This is a genomic window from Pseudomonas palmensis, from assembly GCF_049942755.1.
Classification (GTDB): domain Bacteria; phylum Pseudomonadota; class Gammaproteobacteria; order Pseudomonadales; family Pseudomonadaceae; genus Aquipseudomonas; species Aquipseudomonas palmensis.
Map to the genome: position 1 here is coordinate 1,840,720 of NZ_CP187958.1, position 19,390 is coordinate 1,860,109.

Here is a 19,390-nt window from a genome sequence, read left to right on the forward strand (position 1 = left end):
TTCAATCGAGGATTGCACCATGGGTATTTTTGACTGGAAACACTGGATCGTCCTGCTGGTGGTGGTAGTACTGGTGTTCGGTACCAAGAAACTGAAGAACCTGGGCAGCGACCTGGGCGAATCGATCAAGGGCTTCAAGAAGGCCATGAACGAAGAGGAAGACAAGCCGGAGCAGCCCACCGTACAGCCTGCCCAGCCGACCCCGCCGCCCGCCGCTGCACCGCTGAACCAGCCACAGACCTTCGATGGCCAGGCGCACAAGGTCGAAGAGCCGACCAGGAAAGAGTGAACACATGTTCGGGATCAGCTTCAGTGAGTTGTTGCTTGTCGGCCTGGTGGCCCTGCTGGTGCTCGGCCCCGAGCGCCTGCCGGGCGCTGCACGTACCGCCGGGCTGTGGATCGGCCGACTGAAACGCAGCTTCAACGCGATCAAGAACGAGGTGGAGCGCGAGATCGGTGCCGACGATATCCGGCGCCAGCTGCACAACGAGCACATCCTCTCCATGGAGCAGGAAGCCCGGCGCATCCTCAACCCGCAATCGGTACAGCCCGATCCGGCGCATACCCCCGGCGCGGAGCCAGCCGCCACCGCCACCGAGGCTGCGCCGGCGCCTGCACCAGAACCTGTGACTGCACCGACACCTGCACCTGCACCTGCCGTCGAAGCAGCACCGCCCACCGAACCGACACAGCCGCCGCGAGCCCCATGAGCGAAATCCCGGAAAACGACCAGCCGATGCCGCTGGTCTCGCACCTTACCGAGCTGCGCACGCGCCTGTTGCGCTGCGTCGCGGTCATCTTCGTGATCTTCGCCGGCCTGTTCGCCTTCGCCCAGCAGATCTACACCCTGGTTTCGGCACCGTTGCGAGCCCACCTGCCGGCCAACGCCACGATGATCGCCACCGACGTGGCCTCGCCGTTCCTCACGCCATTCAAGCTGACCATGATCGTCTCGCTGTTCCTGGCGATCCCGGTGATCCTGCACCAGATCTGGGGGTTCATCGCCCCCGGCCTGTACCGCCATGAAAAACGCATCGCAGTGCCGTTGCTGGTGTCGAGCATCTTCCTGTTCTATGCCGGCATGGCCTTCGCGTACTTCCTGGTGTTCCCGCTGATCTTCGGTTTCTTCGCCAGCGCCACGCCCGAAGGCGTGTCGATGATGACCGACATCGCCAGCTACCTCGACTTCGTCATGACCCTGTTCTTCGCCTTCGGCGTGGCCTTCGAGATCCCGGTGGCGGTGATCCTGCTGGTGTGGATCGGCGTGGTCGACGTGAAGTACCTGAAGAAGATCCGCCCCTACGTCATCATCGGCTGCTTCGTGGTCGGCATGGTGCTGACCCCGCCGGACATCTTCTCGCAGACCCTGCTGGCCGTGCCGATGTGGTTGCTGTTCGAAGTCGGCGTGCTGTTCGGCGGGCTGATCCGCAAGCGCAGTGCCCCGGTGCAGGCCGACGAGCCTGACGACCAGCCGCCAGCCACCCAGCCGTGAACCTGCTGCTGCTCGAGGAGGCCGACTTCGTCGCGGCCGACCGTGTGGTGCTGGGCGACCGGCGCTTTACCCACATGCAGGAGATCCACCGCGTGGCGGTGGGCGACACCCTGCGCGTGGGACGCCTGGGGGGGCTGATGGGGCAGGCCGTGGTGCTGCGCCTGGAGGGCCATGAAGCCGAACTGTCGGTCGAGTTCACCCAGCCGCCGCCGGCCAAGCTGCCGCTGACCCTGGTGCTGGCCCTGCCGCGCCCGAAGATGCTGCGCCGGGTGTTCCAGACCGTGGCCACCATGGGCGTGGGCAAGCTCATCCTGGTCAACAGTTACCGGGTCGAGAAGAGCTTCTGGCAAACCCCCTTCCTGGAGCCTGCGGCAATACGCGAGCAACTGGTGCTGGGCCTGGAGCAGGCGCGCGACACCGTGCTGCCCGAGGTGGTGATCGAGAAGCGCTTCAAGCCCTTCGTCGAAGATCGCCTGCCAGCGATTGCCGAGGGTACCCTGGGCCTGGTCGGCCACCCTGGCAACCACCCGCCCTGCCCGCGCGCATTGACCGAGCCAGTGACCCTGGCGATCGGCCCGGAAGGTGGCTGGATCCCGTATGAGGTCGAGCTGCTGGGCAAGGCCGGGCTGAATCCGGTACAGCTGGGCGAGCGCATCCTGCGCGTGGAGACGGCGGTCACCGCCCTGCTGGCGCGGTTGTTCTAGCACCGCGCCCACCGCTGTGCGTAGGAGCCGGCCTTGCCGGCGACGCCTTTCATACACACCTTCAGTTTTGTGACCCCAGGCCGATGCATTGGCCACAGACCACGCATCCGCCCCCGCCTGACCGCAATGGAGTCACCCCATGTACCGTTGGTTCGCCCACCATCTGGGCAATTTTAGCGTCACGCTCAAACTCGGCATCGGCTTCGGCACCGTGTTGCTGCTGACCCTGCTGATCGCACTCACCGGCTGGCAGGGGCTCAACGGTGTCACCCAGCGCGGCGACACCCTGGGCGAGATTTCCCGGATTCACCAGATCACCCAGGACCTGCGCATCGCCCGCCAGACCTATGAGCACAAACGCGATGCCGCCAGCGCCGACGCGGTAGAGAACGCCCTGGTAGAGCTGGATCGCCAGCTCAAGAACGTGGAACAGCACATACCGCCCAGCGAAAACGGCGACCGCCTGCAACGCCAGAACGAGGCGGTTACCCAGTACCAGCGCGCCTTCGCCGACCTCAAGCAGGCGGCCCAGGCCCGCGAGGCCAGCCGTGCGACCATGAGCAGCAGCGCGGAAAAGACCGCCGCATCGCTGGATCAAGTAGAGCGCGGGCTGCTGCAAGGCGGCGATATCCAGACCTTCAACAGCGCCGTGCAGGCCAAGGCGCTGATGCTGCAGGCCCGCTTCCACGTGCGTGGCTACATCTTCAGCGGGCAGGCCGAACTGCAGCAGACCGCCCTGCAGGCCATCGACCAGGCCCTGAGCGTCATCCGCAGCCTGCCGGCCAAGGTGCCGGCCGAGCATGCCGATGCCCTGGCCGCCGCCACCCAGGCGCTGGCCACCTACCGCAACGCGGTGGAGCAGTTCAGCCAGTCCCAGGCCGCCAATGACGCGGCCCTGCAGCACATGGCCGAACAGGGCACGCTGCTGATCGACCTGAGCCAGCAGATGAGCCGCAGCCTCACCCAGCTGCGCGACGACGAATCGCAGCACGCCCAATCGATGCTGGCCCTGGCCACGGCGCTGGCACTGTTCTTCGGCATCCTCGCCTCGTGGGCCATCACCCGCCAGATCGTCGTGCCCCTGCGCCACACCCTCGGCGCCGTGGACCGCATCGCCAGCGGCGACCTGCGCCACGACCTGCGCGTGGAGCGCAGCGACGAACTCGGCCAGTTGCAGCACAGCATGCAGCGCATGACCGTGAACCTGCGCCAGCTGATCGGCGGTATCGGCGATGGTGTCACCCAGATCGCCAGCGCCGCCGAGCAGCTCTCGGCCGTCACCGAGCAGACCAGCGCCGGGGTCAACAATCAAAAGGTCGAGACCGACCAGGTGGCCACGGCCATGAACGAGATGGCCGCCACCGTGCAGGAAGTGGCGCGCAACGCCGAAGAGGCCTCGGAGGCGGCGCAGATGGCCGACCAGCAGGCCCGCGAAGGCGACCGCGTGGTGGGCGAGGCCATCGACCAGATCGAGCGCCTGGCCGCCGAGGTGGAACACTCCAGCGAAGCCATGGGTCAGCTCAAGGCCGAAAGCGCCAAGATCGGCAGCGTGCTCGACGTGATCAAGTCGGTGGCCCAGCAGACCAACCTGCTGGCCCTCAACGCCGCCATCGAGGCCGCTCGTGCCGGTGAGGCCGGGCGCGGTTTCGCGGTGGTTGCCGATGAAGTGCGCAGCCTGGCCCAGCGCACACAGCAATCGACCGAAGAGATCGAGGAGCTGATCGCCGGCCTGCAGAATGGCACCCAGCAGGTCGCCACGGTGATGGACAACAGCCGCAGCCTGACCGGCAGCAGCGTCGAGCTGACCCGCCGCGCCGGCACCTCGCTGGAAACCATTACCCGCACCGTGTCCTCGATCCAGGCCATGAACCAGCAGATCGCCGCCGCTGCCGAGCAGCAGAGCGCAGTGGCCGAAGAGATCAACCGCAGCGTGATGACGGTGCGTGATGTGTCCGACCAGACCAGCGCCGCCAGCGAAGAGACCGCCGCCTCCAGCGTCGAGCTGGCGCGCCTGGGCACCCACCTGCAGACCCTGGTCGCCCGCTTCAGCCTGTAACTCCCCGCCCTGCCGGCAGCGGCGTTGATCGCTGCCGGTGTCCGGCCCCCTGTGGCCGTCGAACAAATAGCGAAAAGTCCTACAGCGTTTGCAGGTCCAGACCTTGGCGCTCCAGCCGATGCGTTCGCATTGGCGCACCCACGGGTGCGTCTGAACCTCGTACCTGGAGAGCCACCATGCTTGTGACGATGAATCGGATGCTGGGCAACCTGAGCATTCAACTGAAACTGGCCCTGGGCTTTGCCCTGGTTCTGTTGCTGACGCTGGGCATCGCCCTGATCGGCTGGACCACCCTGGAAGACCTTGCCGACCGCAGCGACAAGCTCACCGACATCGGGGCGGTGAACAAGGAGATCCAGGATGTGCGCAACCAGCGGCTGGTCTACGAGCGCAACCTTGAGCCTGCCGTCGGCCAGCAGATGGACAAGGAGCTGGACGACGTGGCCGAGCGCCTGGCCTACCTGCAGCGGCGCCTCAACGTGCCGGCCAACCTTGCCCGGGTACAACGCCAGGAAAACACCCTCGACCAGTACCGGCGCACCTTCGCCGAGCTGCAGACCACGGTGCAGGCGCGCCAGCAGGCACGCGACGCCCTGGGCAGCAGCGCCGAACGCGCGGTGGTGCTGCTGGCGCCAGTCGGCCAGGCCCTGCGCGAGCGTGCCGACTTCAGCGCCTACGCCAGCCTGGTGACGGTGGACCAGCAGATCCAGCAGGCCCGCTTTCACCTGCGCGGCTACACCTACAGCGGCCGCGCCGAATTCGAGGCACCGGCACTGGCCGCCATCGACCAGGCGGCCAGCCAGCTTGACGCACTGCCCGACAGGCTACCGAGCACCTATCGCGACACCTTGCGTGCCGCCGCGGGGGCACTGGCCGACTACCGCGCTGCCGTGCTCGACTTCAGCGCGGCGCGCAGCGCCAGCGACTCGGCCCTGCAGCACCTGGCACAGCTGGGCGACAGCCTGCTGGCGGTGAGCGACGAGCTGACCCAGTCGCAGACCGAGCTGGTCGACCAGCAGGCCCTGCAGGCACGCTACAACCTGGGCCTGGCGATCGCCGTTGCGCTGCTGCTGGGCATCGCGGCCGCGTGGGTGATCACTCGCCAGATCACCACGCCCCTGCAGCAGACCCTGCGCCTGGTCGAACGGGTGGCCGGCGGCGACCTGAGCCAGACCCTGGTGGCCGAGCGACGCGACGAGCTGGGCGAGCTGCAGCGTGCGATGCAGCGCATGACCGTGAGCCTGCGCGAGCTGGTCGGTGGCATCGGCGAGGGCGTGACCCAGATCGCCAGCGCCGCCGAGCAGCTCTCGGCCGTGACCGAGCAGACCAGCAGCGGGGTCAGCACGCAGAAGGTCGAAACCGACCAGGTGGCCACTGCCATGCATGAAATGGCCGCTACCGTGCAGGATGTGGCGCGCAATGCCGAGCAGGCCAGCGAGGCCGCCACCCTGGCCGACCAGCAGGCCGGCGAAGGCGATCGGGTGGTCAGCGAGGCCATCGACGAGATCGAGCGCCTGGCGGCGGCGGTCGACCACTCCGGCGAAGCCATGGCCCACCTCAAGGCCGAAAGCGACAAGATCGGCAGCGTGCTCGACGTGATCAAGTCGGTAGCCCAGCAGACCAACCTGCTGGCGCTCAACGCGGCCATCGAGGCCGCCCGCGCCGGCGAGGCCGGGCGCGGCTTCGCCGTGGTCGCCGACGAGGTACGCGGCCTGGCCCGACGCACCCAGCAATCCACCGAAGAGATCGAAGGCCTGATCGCCGGCCTGCACCGCGGCACCTCCGAGGTCGCCGGGATTCTGGACAACAGCCGCGAGCTGACCCTGAGCAGCGTCGAGCTGACCCGGCGCGCCGGCACCTCGCTGGCCACCATCAGTACCACGGTGTCGTCGATCCAGGCGATGAACCAGCAGATTGCGGCCGCGGCCGAACAGCAAAGTGCAGTGGCCGAGGAAATCAACCGCAGCGTGATCAACGTGCGCGACGTGTCCGACCAGACCAGCGCCGCCAGCGAAGAGACCGCGGCCTCCAGCATCGAGCTGGCACGCCTGGGGGTTCAATTGCAGGCGCTGGTCGGGCGCTTCCAGCTCTAGGTGGAATTTTCCGCCTGCAAGATGGGAATTTTCCTACAGCATTTGCAGGTCCAGCTTGGCCTCCAGTGGCCGATGAGCACAGGTAGCTGCGCCCGACCCTATCCAGGCGCTACATCCCTCATTTCACTGGAGAACCGTCATGTTCGCACCTTTGTACCGGATGCTTGGCAACCTGAGCGTCAGGCTCAAGCTGGCCCTGGGATTTGCCAGCGTCCTGCTGCTGACGCTGGCGACCACCCTGGGCGGCTGGCATGCACTGAACGAATCCATCGACAGCTCGCAGCGCCTCACCCAGATTGCCGCGATCAACGACCTGAGCAAGGACCTGCGTGCCGAGCGCATCACCTACCGGGTGCTGGCGGACGACGAGAGCAAGCGCAGGATCAGCGCGACCCTGACCGAACTGGAGCGCCTGCTGCAGAGCATGCTGGGGCAGTTCGACGATGCGGCCGACCGCCAGGTGATCACGGCCAATCAGCAGGTGGTCGGCCAGTTCGTGCGCGACTTCGACACCTTGCAGCAGGCCGTCGGCACGCGCCATACGCACGAAACCGCCCTGCGTGAACAGGAGCAGCGCCTGCTCGACGGCATCGACACGCTGGAGCAGAAGACCCTGCTGGGCGAGCGCCAGGGCAGCGAACGGCAGGCCTCGGAGCAGCGCCTGTTCGCAACGCTTGCACGACACATCGAGACCGCCGGCCAGCAAAGCCGCGCCCCGGCCTATACCTTCAGCCCGCTGAGTGCCTTCGAGCAGGTGGGTGCCAGCGCGCTCGGCGCCGCCCAGGCCAGCCTGGCCGATCTGAGGCGCAACCTGCCGCCCAGCGACCTGCAGGCCACTACCGCCGCGCTCGCCAGCTATGTGCAGTTGCTGGACCGCTACCGCCAGGCCGCCATTGCGGTAGAGCAGCTTCAGGGCGGGCTGGAGACCATGGGCAACCAGCTGCGCGATGCCAGTCGCGTACTGACCCGACACCAGATCCAGCTGCGCGACGAAGAAGCCCTCGAGGCACGCAGCATGCTCAGCGTCATCGCCTTGCTGGCGCTGGTACTCGGCAGCCTGGCCGCGTGGCTGATCACGCGCCAGATCACCGAACCGCTCAGACGCACCCTGCAAGCGGCGCAATGCATCGCCAAGGGCGACCTGCGCAGCGACCTTCGGGTATCACGCCAGGATGAGCTGGGGCAGTTGCAGAACAGCATGCAGCAGATGGCCCTGAGCCTGCGCGAGCTGATCGGTGGCATCGGCCAGGGCACCGGCCAGTTGACCGCTGCGGTGGGCGAGCTGTCGAGTGTCGCCGAGCGCACCCAGGTGATGACCGGCAACCAGAAGGACGAGACCGACCAGGTGGCCACCGCGATGAACGAGATGGCCGCCACGGTACTGGAGGTGGCGCGCAACGCCGAGTTCGCCTCGGCGGCAGCCACTGCCGCAGACAGCCAGGCGCGCGAAGGCAACCAGGTGGTCAACGACGCCATCGGGCAGATCGAGCAATTGGCCAGGCAGGTGGAGGAGTCGATCCTGGCCATGCAGCAGCTGGCCCAGGAGAGCGAGCGTATCGGCAGCATCCTGGATGTGATTAAGTCGGTTTCGTCGCAGACCAACCTGCTGGCGCTCAATGCCGCCATCGAGGCTGCGCGGGCGGGCGAGGCCGGGCGTGGTTTTGCGGTGGTGGCCGATGAAGTGCGCGGCCTGGCCCAGCGTACCCAGCAGTCCACCGAGGAGATCGAGGAGCTGATCGGCAACCTGCACAGTGGTACGGCGCAGGTGGTGCACCTGCTCGACAGCAGCCGCGACCTGAGCCGCGACAGCGTCGAACTGAGCCGGCGGGCGGGCGCGGCGCTGGGGCAGATCACCGAGACAGTGTCGAGCATCCAGGGCATGAACCAGCAGATCGCCACGGCCAGTGAAGAGCAGAGCTCGGTGGCCGAGGAGATCAACCGCAATGTGATGACGGTGAGAGATATTGCCGATCAGACGACCACGGCGAGCCAGCAGACTGCGGCGTCGAGCGTGGAGCTGGCGCGGCTGGGGGGGCAATTGCAGACGTTGGTCGGGCGGTTCAGCCTGTAACGGCCTCTTCGCCAGCAAGGCTGGCTCCTGCAGGTGCGGCGAAACCCTGCAGGAGCCAGCCTTGGTGGCGAAGGCCACGCTGCGGTTACAGCACCTGGCGCAGGAACGCCTGGGCTCGTGGGTCCTTCGGCGCAGTGAAGAACGCCTCCGGTGGCGAATCTTCCAGCAACTTGCCGTGGTCGAAGAACAGCACGCGGTCCGCCACTTCCCGGGCAAAGCCCATTTCGTGGGTCACACAGACCATGGTCATGCCTTCCAGGGCCAGGGTCTTCATCACGTCCAGCACCTCGCCAACCATCTCCGGGTCCAGCGCCGAGGTCGGCTCGTCGAACAGCATCACCTTCGGCTCCATCGCCAGCGCACGGGCAATCGCCACACGCTGCTGCTGGCCACCAGACAGGCGCGAGGGAAACTCGTTGGCCTTCTGCGCAATGCCCACCTTCTCCAGCAACGCACGCGCCTTGGCCTCACGCTCGGCCTTGCCACGCTTGCGCACCACCTTCTGCGCCAGGCACAGGTTCTCCAGCACGGTCATGTGCGGGAACAGGTTGAAGTGCTGGAACACCATGCCGACTTCACGCCGGTAGGCATTCACGTCGGTCTTCGGGTCGGCCAGTTGCAGGCCGTCGATGGCCACGGTGCCCTCGTCGAAGGTTTCCAGGCCGTTGAGGCAGCGCAGGAAGGTCGATTTGCCCGAGCCCGACGGGCCCAGCACCACCAGCACTTCGCCCTTGGCCACGTCGGTACTGACGTGATCCACCGCACGCACTACCTGCCCACGGGTGTCGAAGACTTTTACCAGGTCACGGACTTCAATCACTTTGCGCAAGCCTCCGCTCGAGCCGGCTGGCGAAATGCGACAGCGGCAGGTTGATCAGCAGGTACAGCCCGGCGACGCAGAACCAGATCTCGAACGTGGAGAACGAGGTGGTGATCGCCTCGCGGCCACTCTTGGTCAGTTCGGTGATGGCGATCACCGACACCAGCGAGGTGTCCTTGACCAGGCTGATGAACTGCCCGGCCAGCGGCGGCAGCACGCGCTTGAATGCCTGCGGCAATACCACGTGGCGCATCGACTGGCCGGCGCTCAGGCCCAGCGAACGGGCCGCCTCGCCCTGGCCTCGGGCAATCGACTGCACCCCGGCGCGCACGATCTCGGCGACATAGGCGCCGGTGAACAGCGCCAGTGCCGCCACCCCGGCAAACTCGCGGGACAGGTTGAGCACGGTGCCGATGAAGAAGTAGAAGATGAAGATCTGCACCAGCAGCGGCGTGCCGCGCACCAGCTCCACATACACCGTCGACAGGTCGCGCAGGGTCGGGTTGCTGGACAGCCGGCACAGGCCGGCGAACAGGCCGATCACCAACCCCAGCACCCCCGCCGCCACCGAGATCCACAAGGTGGTGAACAGGCCCCAGGCCAGCGGCCCGGCGGCCCACTGGTGAGTCACGCCGATCAGGTCGCCCTCGGCCACGTCGTCGCCACGGTCCATCTGCAGGCTGGCCTGCTCGACGTTCAGCACCTGTTCGGCGCCGCTCTCGTCACGCAAGGTGACGCGGGCCATGTCGCCCTTGCGCTCGATCGCCTCGATCACGCCGTTTTCGGCGGCGCGCTGGGCAACTTCGGCCTGATAGGCAAAGTACTGCGGCACACGGTTCCAGCGCCACTCGTAGGAGATCACCGAGGTTGCGTAATACAGGCTCAGCGCCAGGCCGATCAGGACCAGCGCCGTCAGCCCATGCCAGGGCCACTGGGCTTTCTTGTGTTTGATCACGGGGGTACTTCCGTAAAAGCGAACGCGCAGGGCCAGCCTGCGCGTCGGGTTTCGAACCGGGCGTGGGGCCGCGGCCTTATTCCATGTCCTTCAGCCAGGCGGTGTCCTTGAACCACTTGTCGTGGATTCGATCGTAGGTGCCGTCGTGCTTGATCTGGTGCAGGAAGTTGTTGATGAAGTTCAGGCTGTCGTAGTCGCCCTTCTTCAGGCCGAAGGCCAGCGGTTCGAAGGTGAACGGCTCGTCGAGGAACAGCAGCTTGCCGGCGCCGGCCTTGTTCACTGCCACCACGTTGTACGGGGCGTCGTAGACGAAGGCGTCGGCCTTGCCGTTGACCACGTCCATCACCGCTTCCTGCTCGTTGTCGTAGCCGTGGTACTTGGCCTTGCCGATCAGCTTCTTGGCGACCATTTCACCGGTGGTGCCGAGCTTGGAGGTCAGGCGGTACTTCTCGTTGTTCAGGTCCTTGTAGGTCTTGATCTCGCCGGCCAGCTCCTTGCGGATCAGCAGGGTCTGACCGACCACGATGAAGGGTTCGCTGAAGTTGAGCTTGAGGTTGCGCTCCTGGGTCAGGGTCATGCCGCTGCCGATCATGTCGAACTTGTCGGTCATCAGGGCCGGGATGATGCCGTCGTAGGCGGTGGAGACGGTTTCCAGCTTGACGCCCATGGACTTGGCCATGGCCTTGAGGATATCGACTTCGAAGCCGATGATCTCGCCACGCTTGTTGGTCATCTGGAACGGCATGTAGGTAGGGTCCATGCCTACGCGCAAGGTGCCGCGCTTGACCGCGTCATCGATGGCGCCGGCTGCCTGTGCAGCGTTCACCGTCATCAGTGCCGCGACGCCGATCATCAGCATCGACAGATACTTTTTCATCATCACCAGATCCCCCAGCAGGAAAACTTCGAGTTTTATTATCGGGGGGGATGCTAACGCATGGGGGGCGTTGTTGGTATCAGAAAAAGGAGTGAAACATCGCCGGCAAAGCCGACTCCTACAACGGCACGGATGACCTGTAGGAGCCAGCGTTGCTGACGAAGGGGCCCGCAGATCAGGCCCCGGCGAGTGCTGCCTGCCCCTCGTGCTGCGGGTGCAGCGGCAACAGCGGCGAGTGCGGGTCGTTGGCAATCGACTCACGCCACACATCCAGCCAGGCGCGGTTGTCTTCGGCCCACACGCGGCTGTGCAGCCGTGCCAGGGCGACCGGGTCGCTGAGCAGCGCCAGGCGCGTGGCGCCATCCAGCGCGGCCGGGCCGACTTCCAGGGCCTTGGCGATGCGCTCGGCGCGGTTGCGCTCGACCACCTCCGCCACGCCATGGCGCGCGGTCGCCAGGGCACAGGCCAGGGCGTTCTGTTGCGGGTCGACCACGGCCCGCACAAAACCGTCCTTCAGCGCATGCCAGCGGTTTTCGTGGGTGTACTGGTCGGTGGCCAGCAGTTCCTGCGGCGTGGCGTATTCCTCAGGGATCAGGAACAGCTTCTCGTCCTTGGCGCGCAGGCCCAGGTTGGTGCGGCTGGAAATCACCGACACCGGGATCGACAGCATCAGCGAGCCCACGATCGGCACCAGCCACCACAGGAAGCTCGGGTTCAGCCACGCCACCAGCAGCGCCCAGCCCACGCCCAGCAGGGTCTGCGGGCCATGCCGGCGCACCGCTTCGCTCCACGGGGTGGAGTCGTCGTCACGCTGTGGCGAGTTCCAGGTCGCGGCCCAGCCCAGGAACGCGGCCAGCACGAAGCGGGTGTGGAAGATCATGCGTACCGGCGCCAGCAGCATGGAGAACAGCATCTCCAGCAGCATCGACAGGGTGACCTTGATGCGCCCGCCGAACTCCTTGGCGCCCTTGGCCCAGATCAGGATGATGCTCAGCAGCTTGGGCAGGAACAGCAGCACGATGGTGGTGGAGAACAGCGCGATGGCTTTTTCCGGGTGCCACTGCGGCCACAGCGGGTAGAGCTGACGCGGTTCGAGGAAGTACTGCGGCTCCATCAGGGTGTTGGTCGCCAGCAGCGCGGTCGACAGCACCAGGAAGAAGAACCACAGCGGCGCCGACAGGTACGACATCACCCCGGTGAGGAACACCGCACGGTGCACCGGGTGCATGCCCTTGACCAGGAACAGGCGGAAGTTCATCAGGTTGCCGTGGCACCAGCGCCGATCGCGCTTGAGCTCGTCGAGCAGGTTGGGCGGCAACTCTTCATAGCTGCCCGGCAGGTCATAGGCGATCCACACGCCCCAGCCGGCACGGCGCATCAGTGCGGCTTCGACGAAGTCGTGGGACAGGATCGCACCGGCGAAGGCGCCCTTGCCCGGCAACGGCGCCAGGGCGCAGTGCTCGATGAAGGGTTTCATGCGGATGATCGCGTTGTGGCCCCAGTAGTGCGACTCGCCCAGCTGCCAGAAGTGCAGGCCGGCGGTGAACAGCGGGCCGTACACCCGGGTGGCGAACTGCTGCATGCGCGCATACAGGGTATCCATGCCCGACGCCTTGGGCGCGGTCTGGATGATCCCGGCGTCGGGGTTGGCTTCCATCAGCCGCACCAGGCTGGTGAGGCATTCGCCGCTCATCACGCTGTCGGCGTCGAGTACCACCATGTAGCGGTAGTCCGCGCCCCAGCGACGGCAGAAGTCGTCGAGGTTGCCGCTCTTGCGTTTGACCCGGCGACGACGGCGACGGTAGAAGATGCGCCCGAAGCCCTTGGCCTCGCGGCATACGTCCAGCCAGGCCTGCTGTTCGGCCACGGCGATGTCGGTGTCGTTGGTGTCGCTGAGCACGAAGAAGTCGAAGCGGTCCAGGTTGCCCGTGGCCGCCACCGACTCGAAGGTCGCACGCAGGCCGGCGAACACCCGGGCCACGTCTTCGTTGCAGATCGGCATCACCAGTGCGGTGCGCGCCCCGGCCTCGATCGGCTCGTTGCCGGCGCTGCTGCCCGAAATCCGGTACTTGTCACGCCCGGTGAGCAGTTCCAGAAAGCCCATCAGCGCGGTCCAGAAACCGGCCGACACCCAGCAGAACAGAATGCCGAACAGGATCAGGATGCTGGTCTGCAGCGCATACGGCCACACCTGGGTGACGGTCTGCATGAACGACTGGTGCATGATTTCGTCGAGGTCGACGAACGACCAGCCCTGGTACGGCAGGATGCCCTTCATGTACCAGCCGGCGACCACGGTCTGGCCGAGCATCAACGCCAGCAGGATGTAGCGGCGCATCGAACCCACCCAGCGCCAGCGCGCCTTGGGCAGCTCGCGCTGTTCAGGCGCCGGCGCGTTGGTACGTCCGGTGACCCGGCGCCAGGCGCGCACCAGGATGTTGGTGCGCCATGGCTCGGGGATCACCCGGGTGCGGTGGATCGGCGGGGTGGCCTTCAGGCACACCCGGCCACTGGCGTCGAGGGCGAGCATCTCGGCCTCTTCCAGTTCCGCGGCGCTGTCCAGGGTCAGGCGGCTGCCCACCGAACCCTGTACCGAACCGTTTTCACCCACCGGCGGCTGCGCCGACAGGCGTCGGTGCAGCTCGCTGAACGAATTGCAGCTGGCCAGTTCGGCGCGCTGCTCGTCGCTCAGGGGCAGATGGGCCAGGTACTCGCCAAGCGATTCCGGCCTTTGTGAAGAGTTACTCATCGGCAGGCAACTGATAGCTCCAGGTCTCGGTCAACACCTGTTCGGTGGTGGCCGGTGCCCCGGTGGTGGTCGCCGCATCGGCGGCTGGCGGCTGGGCAGGTTTTTCCTGCTTGGCGTGCTTGGCAGCGGCCTTGTCCTGCTTGGCAGGCTTGGCCGGCTTGGGCTGTTCGACCGGCACGTCGCGCAGCAGCGCGGCGCGCATTTCGGTGGCCTTGCTCGGGTCTTTGACCTTCAGGCGCAGGGTCAGGCGCCAGCCCTTGATCTCGGGGTTGTAGCGCAGGTTGTTCTCGACCACTTCGGCGTTGTCGTCGGTGGTCACCTGGCTGCGCACGTTGGCATCTTCCGGCAGGGCGGCCAGCACCGGGCCCTCGAAGTCGACCAGGAAGGCGATGCTGCCATCGGGCTGGCGGATCAGGTTGGACTGCTTGACGTCACCGGTGGAACGCAGGGTCTGCTTGACCCAGCCCAGGTTCGGCGAGTGGAACTCGGACTCGTCGATGGTCCAGTGCAGGCGGTAGTTGAACTCGGATGCCACACCGGGCTCAGGCAGTTTTTCCGGGCTCCAGAAGGCCACGATGTTGTCGTTGGTCTCGTCGGCGGTCGGGATCTCGACCAGGTCGACGGTGCCCTTGCCCCAGTCGCCGCTCGGCTCGATCCAGGCGCTCGGGCGCTTCTGGTAGTTGTCGTCGAGGTCTTCGAACTGGCTGAACTCGCGCTGGCGCTGCAGCAGGCCGAAACCACGCGGGTTCTCGACGCTGAAGTTGCTCACGGCCAGGTGCTTGGGGTTGTTGAGCGGGCGCCACAGCCATTCGCCGTTGGCCGCATGGATCGACAGGCCTTCGGAGTCGTGCAGCGCAGGGCGGTAGTTGGGCACCTTGGACGGCTGGTTGCCGCCGAACAGGAACATGCTGGTCAGCGGGGCGATGCCCAGGCGGCTGACGTGGTCACGCAGGTACACCCTGGACTTGACGTCGACAATGGTGTCGGTGCCCGGGCGCAGGGTCAGCTTGTAGGCGCCGGTGGAGCGCGGCGAATCGAGCAGCGCGTAGATCACCAGGTGCTTGTCGGTCGGCTTGGGCTTCTCGACCCAGAACTCGGTGAAGCGCGGGAACTCCTCGCCTGACGGCAGCGCGGTGTCGATGGCCAGGCCACGGGCCGACAGGCCATACACATGGCCCTTGCCGACCACGCGGAAATAGCTGGCGCCAAGCAGGGTCATGATTTCATCCTGCTTGTCGGCCTTGTTGATCGGGTACAGCACGCGAAAGCCGGCGTAGCCGAGCTTGTCGGTGGCCTTGGGGTCGAACTGCACGTCGCCGAAGTCGAAGCGGCTCGGGTCGTACTTGATCTCCTGCACCTTGTTGGCGGTGACTTCGTTGATGCGCACCGGCGTGTCGAAGTGCATGCCCTGGTGGTAGAACGACAGCTTGAACGGGGTCTTGTCCTGGGCCCACTCGGCCTTGTCCTGCAGGAAGCGGATCTTCTGGTAGTCGCCGTACTTCATGTCACGGAACACGGCCGGCAGGTTGCTCTTGGGTGCTTCGTACTTCTGCCCGGCCAGGTCTTTGGCCTTGGCTGCCACGTCGTCGAGGTTGAACGCCCAGAGCTGGCCCGCGCTGAGCAGGCAGACCAGTGCAGAGGCTGCCACGAAGGCCTTGCGCAGCCGATTGGCGGAAGTTCTTGGTGCATTACAGGGACTTACAATCACGAGCAACCCTCGCCGAAAACAGATCAAAGAACCAACGGCCAGCGACGTATGCCGGGTTGGCGAGCACTGTTCGGACTCCGAAAGGGCACAATGATTCCCCAAACGGTTCCGGACGATGCTCAAGTCAGAGTAAAACGGGCCTGCGAACGCAGGCCCACATTTCGCGCGATTATCCAGCAGGCCGCGTTACAACGCATCAGGGCCAAGCAACTATTTATGCTGAAAAGCCGCTGTTTTCATGCAAGCAGCGGCCTTTTCACCTTCATATTTGTAGCATAAATGTCACAGGGCCATCATTGACCAGGTGAACCTGCATGTCCGCACCGAAACGCCCGCTCGCCACCGTGGGGTGCTTGAGCCTCGCCTGGGCCAGCAGGTAATCGAACAGTTCGGCACCGAGTGCCGGTGGCGCGGCGGTGGAAAAGCTCGGGCGCAGGCCGCTCTGGGTGTCGGCAGCCAGGGTGAACTGCGATACCAGCAGCAGGCCGCCGTCGATGTCCTTGAGCGACAGGTTCATCTTGCCCTGGGGGTCGCTGAACACCCGGTAGTTGAGCAGCTTGTGCAGCAGCTTGTCGGCGTGGGCCGGGGTGTCGCCGGGCTCGACGGCGACCAGCACCAGCAGGCCCTGGTCGATGGACCCGACGATCTCGCCGTCGACCTCTACCCGCGCGCCACGCGCGCGTTGCAGCAGGCCCTTCACGCTTCTTCCAGCGGCAGGTCGAGCAGGCGCCGGGCCATCTGGTCGGCGGCGCGCACCAATGCATCGGTGATGCCGGGCTCGGAGGCGGCGTGGCCGGCGTCGCGAATCACTTTCAGCTCGCTGTTGGGCCAGGCCTGGTGCAGCGCCCAGGCGTTGTCCAGCGGGCAGATCACGTCATAGCGACCGTGCACGATCACCGCCGGCAGGTGGGCGATACGCGGCATGTCGCGGATCAGCTGGTCGGGCTCCAGGAACGCGTTGTTCATGAAGTAGTGGCATTCGATGCGGGCAATCGACAGGGCGCGTTGCGGCTCGGAGAAGCGGTCGACCACCAGCGGGTTGGGACGCAGCGTCGCGGTGCGGCCCTCCCAGGTGGACCAGGCCTTGGCCGCATGCATCTGGGCGATCTGGTCGTTGCCGGTAAGGCGCTTGTGGAAGGCCTTGACCAGGTCGTCGCGCTCGTCGGCGGGGATCGGCGCGATGTAATCCTGCCAGTAGTCGGGGAACAGTCGGCTGGCACCTGCCTGGTAGAACCATTCGATTTCCTGCGGGCGGCACAGGAAGATGCCGCGCAGGATCAGCCCGTGCACGCGCTCGGGGTGGGTCTGGGCGTAGGCCAGGGCCAGGGTCGACCCCCAGGAACCACCGAACAGCACCCATTTTTCGATGTTCAGGTGCTCGCGGATACGCTCGATGTCTTCGATCAGGGCCTGGGTGGTGTTGTTTTCCAGGCTCGCGTGCGGGGTGGAGCGACCGCAGCCGCGCTGGTCGAAGGTGACGATGCGGTACAGGTTGGGGTCGAAATAGCAGCGGCTTTGCGCATCGCAGCCGGCGCCCGGGCCGCCATGAATGAACAGCACGGGCAGACCTTCCGGGGAACCGCTTTCATCGACGTACAGTACATGCGGTGCTTCCACGGCCAGATCGTGCCGGGCGTAGGGTTTGATCTGCGGGTACAAGGTCTGCATTACGCACTCCGTGTGGGGAAATAGGCTGCCGTTGGGCATCATAAACCCGAAATGCGCTTTGAGCATGTACCTGTGTTCGGCTTTCGGGCCCCTTCGCCGGCAAGGCCGGCTCCTACCGGTTCGCAACCGTCTGCAGGAGCCGGCCTTGCCGGCGAAGGCAGCGCCGCGGTCCTATGCCGGGTAACGCTCGCGCCCCCACCCCAGCATCGCCACCAGCATCTGCTCCAGCACCCGCTGGGTCGGCTGCGCCAGATCGTCGCGGTAGGTGAACGGCGCCACCTCCTCCATGTAGTTGCACTGCGCCAGTTCCATCTGCACCGCATGCACGTTGTTGGCCGGGGCGCCATAGTGACGGGTGATGTGCCCGCCCTTGAAGCGCCCGTTGAGCACATGGCTGTAGCCCTGCGCGCCGGCCGCCACCGCCCTGACCCGCTCGGCCAGCGCCGCGTCGCAGCTCGCGCCATTGAAGGTGCCGATGTTGAAGTCCGGCAACGTGCCGTCGAACAGGTGAGGGATCACCGAGCGGATCGAGTGTGCATCCCACAGCAACGCGTAGCCGAACTGCTCGCGCAGGCGCGCCAGCTCGCCGGTGAGGGTGTCGTGATACGGCCGCCAGATGGCCTCCAGGTAGCCCGCCCGCTCGGCCGCACTCGGCTCCAGCCCCGCCTTGAACAGCGGCTGCCCTTCGAACAGCGTGGCCGGGAACAGCCCGGTGGTGGCGCCGGCATACAGTGGCTGGTCATCCTCGGGCCGGTTCAGGTCGATGACGAAGCGCGAATACTCGCCCACCACCACGCTGGCGCCCAGCTCACGGGCAAAGGCGTACAGGCGCGGAATGTGCCAGTCGGTGTCCGGCAGGCCCCTGGCCTCGTCCACCAGCCCGGCCTCGACCGCCGGGGTCAGCCTGAGCCCGGCATGGGGAATGCTGACCAGCAGCGGCAGCGTACCCTGGTGAAAACTCACGACCTTGTCCATGCAGCCTCCCCTTTATCGGTCAGTTCAACGCCGTGGCGCACCACCCGCTTGTGCAGGTCGCCGCCCAGCCAGTAGGCCAGGTCTGCCGGCCGTTCGATGTCCCAGGCCACGAAGTCGGCCACCTTGCCGACCTCCAGCGAGCCATGGCTGTCGCCCAGCCCCAACGCCGTGGCGGCATGCACGGTGACACCGGCCAGGGCTTCTTCGGGGGTCATGCGAAACAGGGTGCAGGCCATGTTCAGCATCAGGCGCAGCGACAAGGCCGGCGAGGTGCCGGGGTTGAGGTCGCTGGCAATCGCGATCTTCACGCCGTGCCTGCGCAGCGCGTCCATCGGCGGCAGCTGGGTTTCGCGCAAGAAGTAGAAAGCCCCCGGCAGCAGCACCGCCACCGTACCGGCCTGGGCCATGGCGATGGCATCGGCCTCGTCCATGAACTCCAGGTGATCGGCCGACAGTGCCTGGTAGCGCGCCGCCAGGCTCGAACCGTGCAGCGACGACAGCTGCTCGGCATGCAGCTTGACCGGCAGGCCCAGCTCGCGGGCCTTGAGAAACACCCGCTCGACCTGCGCCGGCGAAAACGCCAGGTATTCGCAGAACGCATCCACCGCGTCCACCAGCCCTTCGCCAGCCAGCGCCGGAAGCATCTGCTCGCAGATGTGAGTGATGTAGTCGTCGGCGCGCTCGGCGTACTCGGGCGGCAAGGCATGCGCCGCCAGGCAGGTGCTGCGCACGGTCAGCGGCAGCGTTTCGCCGAGCCGGCGCGCCACCTTGAGCATCTTGCGCTCGTTGTCCAGGTCCAGGCCGTAGCCGGACTTGATCTCCAGGGTGGTCACACCATCGCGCATCAGGGCCTGCACCCGGCGCAGGGCGCTGGCATACAGCTCGTCTTCGCTGGCGGCGCGGGTGGCGCGCACGGTGCTGGCGATGCCCCCCCCCTGGGCGGCGATCTCGGCGTAGCTCACGCCCTGCAGGCGCTGTTCGAACTCGCCGCTGCGGTTGCCGCCGAACACCGCGTGGGTGTGGCAGTCGATCAGCCCGGGGGTGACCCAGGCGCCGCCCAGGTCGACCGTGCTGTCAGGCACAGGGCCTGCCAGCGCCTGGCGCGGGCCGATCCATTCGATGCGCCCGGCGCAGGTGACGATGGCCGCGTCCTCGATGATCGAGTAGGCGCCGTGCGCCATGCTTGCCACATGGCAGTGCTGCCAGAGGGTTTTCATGCACA

16 protein-coding genes and 2 pseudogenes are annotated in these 19,390 nt (G+C 66.2%); 9 read left to right on the top strand and 9 right to left on the bottom strand.

The features are described 5' to 3' along the window. Positions 1 to 19 precede the first annotated feature (19 nt). The 9 genes and pseudogenes from ACPRTJ_RS08365 (at position 20) to ACPRTJ_RS08405 (ending at position 8,416) form a co-directional block, all read left to right on the top strand. A complete protein-coding gene (locus ACPRTJ_RS08365; protein ID WP_043862163.1) occupies positions 20 to 289 on the top strand; it encodes a twin-arginine translocase TatA/TatE family subunit in 270 nt (89 codons plus the stop codon). Positions 290 to 293: 4 nt separating this feature from the next. After that, positions 294 to 710 (top strand): Sec-independent protein translocase protein TatB, encoded by a 417-nt coding sequence (tatB, locus tag ACPRTJ_RS08370; protein WP_043862164.1) that lies wholly within the window; start codon positions 294 to 296, stop codon positions 708 to 710. Next, positions 707 to 1,492, top strand: coding sequence for a twin-arginine translocase subunit TatC (tatC, locus tag ACPRTJ_RS08375; RefSeq protein ID WP_043862165.1), 786 nt, complete (start codon positions 707 to 709; stop codon positions 1,490 to 1,492). Before tatB ends, tatC begins: the two co-directional genes overlap by 4 nt. Then, the gene (locus tag ACPRTJ_RS08380; protein ID WP_043862166.1) at positions 1,489 to 2,196 is read left to right on the top strand and encodes a 16S rRNA (uracil(1498)-N(3))-methyltransferase; all 708 of its coding nucleotides are present in this window, start codon (positions 1,489 to 1,491) and stop codon (positions 2,194 to 2,196) included. Before tatC ends, ACPRTJ_RS08380 begins: the two co-directional genes overlap by 4 nt. 139 nt (positions 2,197 to 2,335) lie before the next feature. After that, a pseudogene (locus ACPRTJ_RS08385) lies at positions 2,336 to 3,349 on the top strand (methyl-accepting chemotaxis protein); the annotation flags it as partial. Positions 3,350 to 3,547: 198 nt separating this feature from the next. After that, complete coding sequence (locus ACPRTJ_RS08390; protein WP_412547295.1) at positions 3,548 to 4,252, top strand: methyl-accepting chemotaxis protein; 705 nt, start codon at positions 3,548 to 3,550, stop codon at positions 4,250 to 4,252. Positions 4,253 to 4,428: 176 nt separating this feature from the next. Next, positions 4,429 to 6,345: a methyl-accepting chemotaxis protein gene (locus ACPRTJ_RS08395; RefSeq protein ID WP_426428564.1), complete on the top strand. Its 1,917-nt coding sequence runs from the start codon at positions 4,429 to 4,431 to the stop codon at positions 6,343 to 6,345. Between the two features lie 160 nt (positions 6,346 to 6,505). After that, positions 6,506 to 7,513, top strand: a pseudogene (locus tag ACPRTJ_RS08400) (methyl-accepting chemotaxis protein); the annotation flags it as partial. A gap of 198 nt (positions 7,514 to 7,711) precedes the next feature. Continuing rightward, positions 7,712 to 8,416, top strand: coding sequence for a methyl-accepting chemotaxis protein (locus tag ACPRTJ_RS08405; protein WP_426429091.1), 705 nt, complete (start codon positions 7,712 to 7,714; stop codon positions 8,414 to 8,416). Between the two features lie 85 nt (positions 8,417 to 8,501). Here the strand turns inward: ACPRTJ_RS08405 and ACPRTJ_RS08410 are convergent, their stop codons facing one another. The 9 genes from ACPRTJ_RS08410 to hutI form a co-directional block, all read right to left on the bottom strand. Continuing rightward, positions 8,502 to 9,236, bottom strand: coding sequence for an amino acid ABC transporter ATP-binding protein (locus tag ACPRTJ_RS08410; protein ID WP_043862229.1), 735 nt, complete (start codon positions 9,234 to 9,236; stop codon positions 8,502 to 8,504). Beyond that, positions 9,229 to 10,191, bottom strand: a complete 963-nt coding sequence (locus ACPRTJ_RS08415; protein WP_043862170.1) for an amino acid ABC transporter permease — start codon at positions 10,189 to 10,191, stop codon at positions 9,229 to 9,231. Before ACPRTJ_RS08415 ends, ACPRTJ_RS08410 begins: the two co-directional genes overlap by 8 nt. 76 nt (positions 10,192 to 10,267) lie before the next feature. Then, entirely contained in the window at positions 10,268 to 11,068 is an 801-nt protein-coding gene (locus tag ACPRTJ_RS08420) for a transporter substrate-binding domain-containing protein (protein WP_043862230.1), read from the bottom strand. Between the two features lie 175 nt (positions 11,069 to 11,243). Then, positions 11,244 to 13,817 carry a glucans biosynthesis glucosyltransferase MdoH gene (mdoH, locus tag ACPRTJ_RS08425; protein ID WP_426428567.1) on the bottom strand — a complete coding sequence of 858 codons (2,574 nt, stop codon included), beginning with the start codon at positions 13,815 to 13,817 and terminating at the stop codon, positions 11,244 to 11,246. Further along, on the bottom strand, positions 13,810 to 15,525 hold the full coding sequence (locus ACPRTJ_RS08430) for a glucan biosynthesis protein G (protein WP_080922881.1): 1,716 nt from the start codon (positions 15,523 to 15,525) through the stop codon (positions 13,810 to 13,812). The genes mdoH and ACPRTJ_RS08430 overlap by 8 nt, the downstream gene beginning before the upstream one ends. Before the next feature lie 262 nt (positions 15,526 to 15,787). Then, positions 15,788 to 16,225, bottom strand: coding sequence for a D-aminoacyl-tRNA deacylase (dtd, locus tag ACPRTJ_RS08435; protein ID WP_088514678.1), 438 nt, complete (start codon positions 16,223 to 16,225; stop codon positions 15,788 to 15,790). Next, entirely contained in the window at positions 16,222 to 17,193 is a 972-nt protein-coding gene (pip, locus tag ACPRTJ_RS08440; protein ID WP_058541644.1) for a prolyl aminopeptidase, read from the bottom strand. Before pip ends, dtd begins: the two co-directional genes overlap by 4 nt. 171 nt (positions 17,194 to 17,364) lie before the next feature. After that, complete coding sequence (gene hutG, locus ACPRTJ_RS08445; RefSeq protein ID WP_054915776.1) at positions 17,365 to 18,168, bottom strand: N-formylglutamate deformylase; 804 nt, start codon at positions 18,166 to 18,168, stop codon at positions 17,365 to 17,367. Continuing rightward, a complete protein-coding gene (hutI, locus tag ACPRTJ_RS08450) occupies positions 18,153 to 19,385 on the bottom strand; it encodes an imidazolonepropionase (RefSeq protein WP_058541645.1) in 1,233 nt (410 codons plus the stop codon). The genes hutG and hutI overlap by 16 nt, the downstream gene beginning before the upstream one ends. Between the last annotated feature and the right edge of the window lie 5 nt (positions 19,386 to 19,390).

What these genes read in the sequence shown, in the direction of transcription:
- ACPRTJ_RS08365 (WP_043862163.1), top strand. Translation starts at nt 20, where the DNA reads ATGGGTATTTTTGACTGGAAACACTGGATCGTCCTGCTGGTGGTGGTA.
- tatB (WP_043862164.1), top strand. Translation starts at nt 294, where the DNA reads ATGTTCGGGATCAGCTTCAGTGAGTTGTTGCTTGTCGGCCTGGTGGCC.
- hutG (WP_054915776.1), bottom strand. Translation starts at nt 18,168, where the DNA reads ATGGACAAGGTCGTGAGTTTTCACCAGGGTACGCTGCCGCTGCTGGTC.
- pip (WP_058541644.1), bottom strand. Translation starts at nt 17,193, where the DNA reads ATGCAGACCTTGTACCCGCAGATCAAACCCTACGCCCGGCACGATCTG.
- ACPRTJ_RS08390 (WP_412547295.1), top strand. Translation starts at nt 3,548, where the DNA reads ATGGCCGCCACCGTGCAGGAAGTGGCGCGCAACGCCGAAGAGGCCTCG.
- hutI (WP_058541645.1), bottom strand. Translation starts at nt 19,385, where the DNA reads ATGAAAACCCTCTGGCAGCACTGCCATGTGGCAAGCATGGCGCACGGC.
- ACPRTJ_RS08405 (WP_426429091.1), top strand. Translation starts at nt 7,712, where the DNA reads ATGGCCGCCACGGTACTGGAGGTGGCGCGCAACGCCGAGTTCGCCTCG.
- mdoH (WP_426428567.1), bottom strand. Translation starts at nt 13,817, where the DNA reads ATGAGTAACTCTTCACAAAGGCCGGAATCGCTTGGCGAGTACCTGGCC.
- ACPRTJ_RS08420 (WP_043862230.1), bottom strand. Translation starts at nt 11,068, where the DNA reads ATGAAAAAGTATCTGTCGATGCTGATGATCGGCGTCGCGGCACTGATG.
- ACPRTJ_RS08395 (WP_426428564.1), top strand. Translation starts at nt 4,429, where the DNA reads ATGCTTGTGACGATGAATCGGATGCTGGGCAACCTGAGCATTCAACTG.
- tatC (WP_043862165.1), top strand. Translation starts at nt 707, where the DNA reads ATGAGCGAAATCCCGGAAAACGACCAGCCGATGCCGCTGGTCTCGCAC.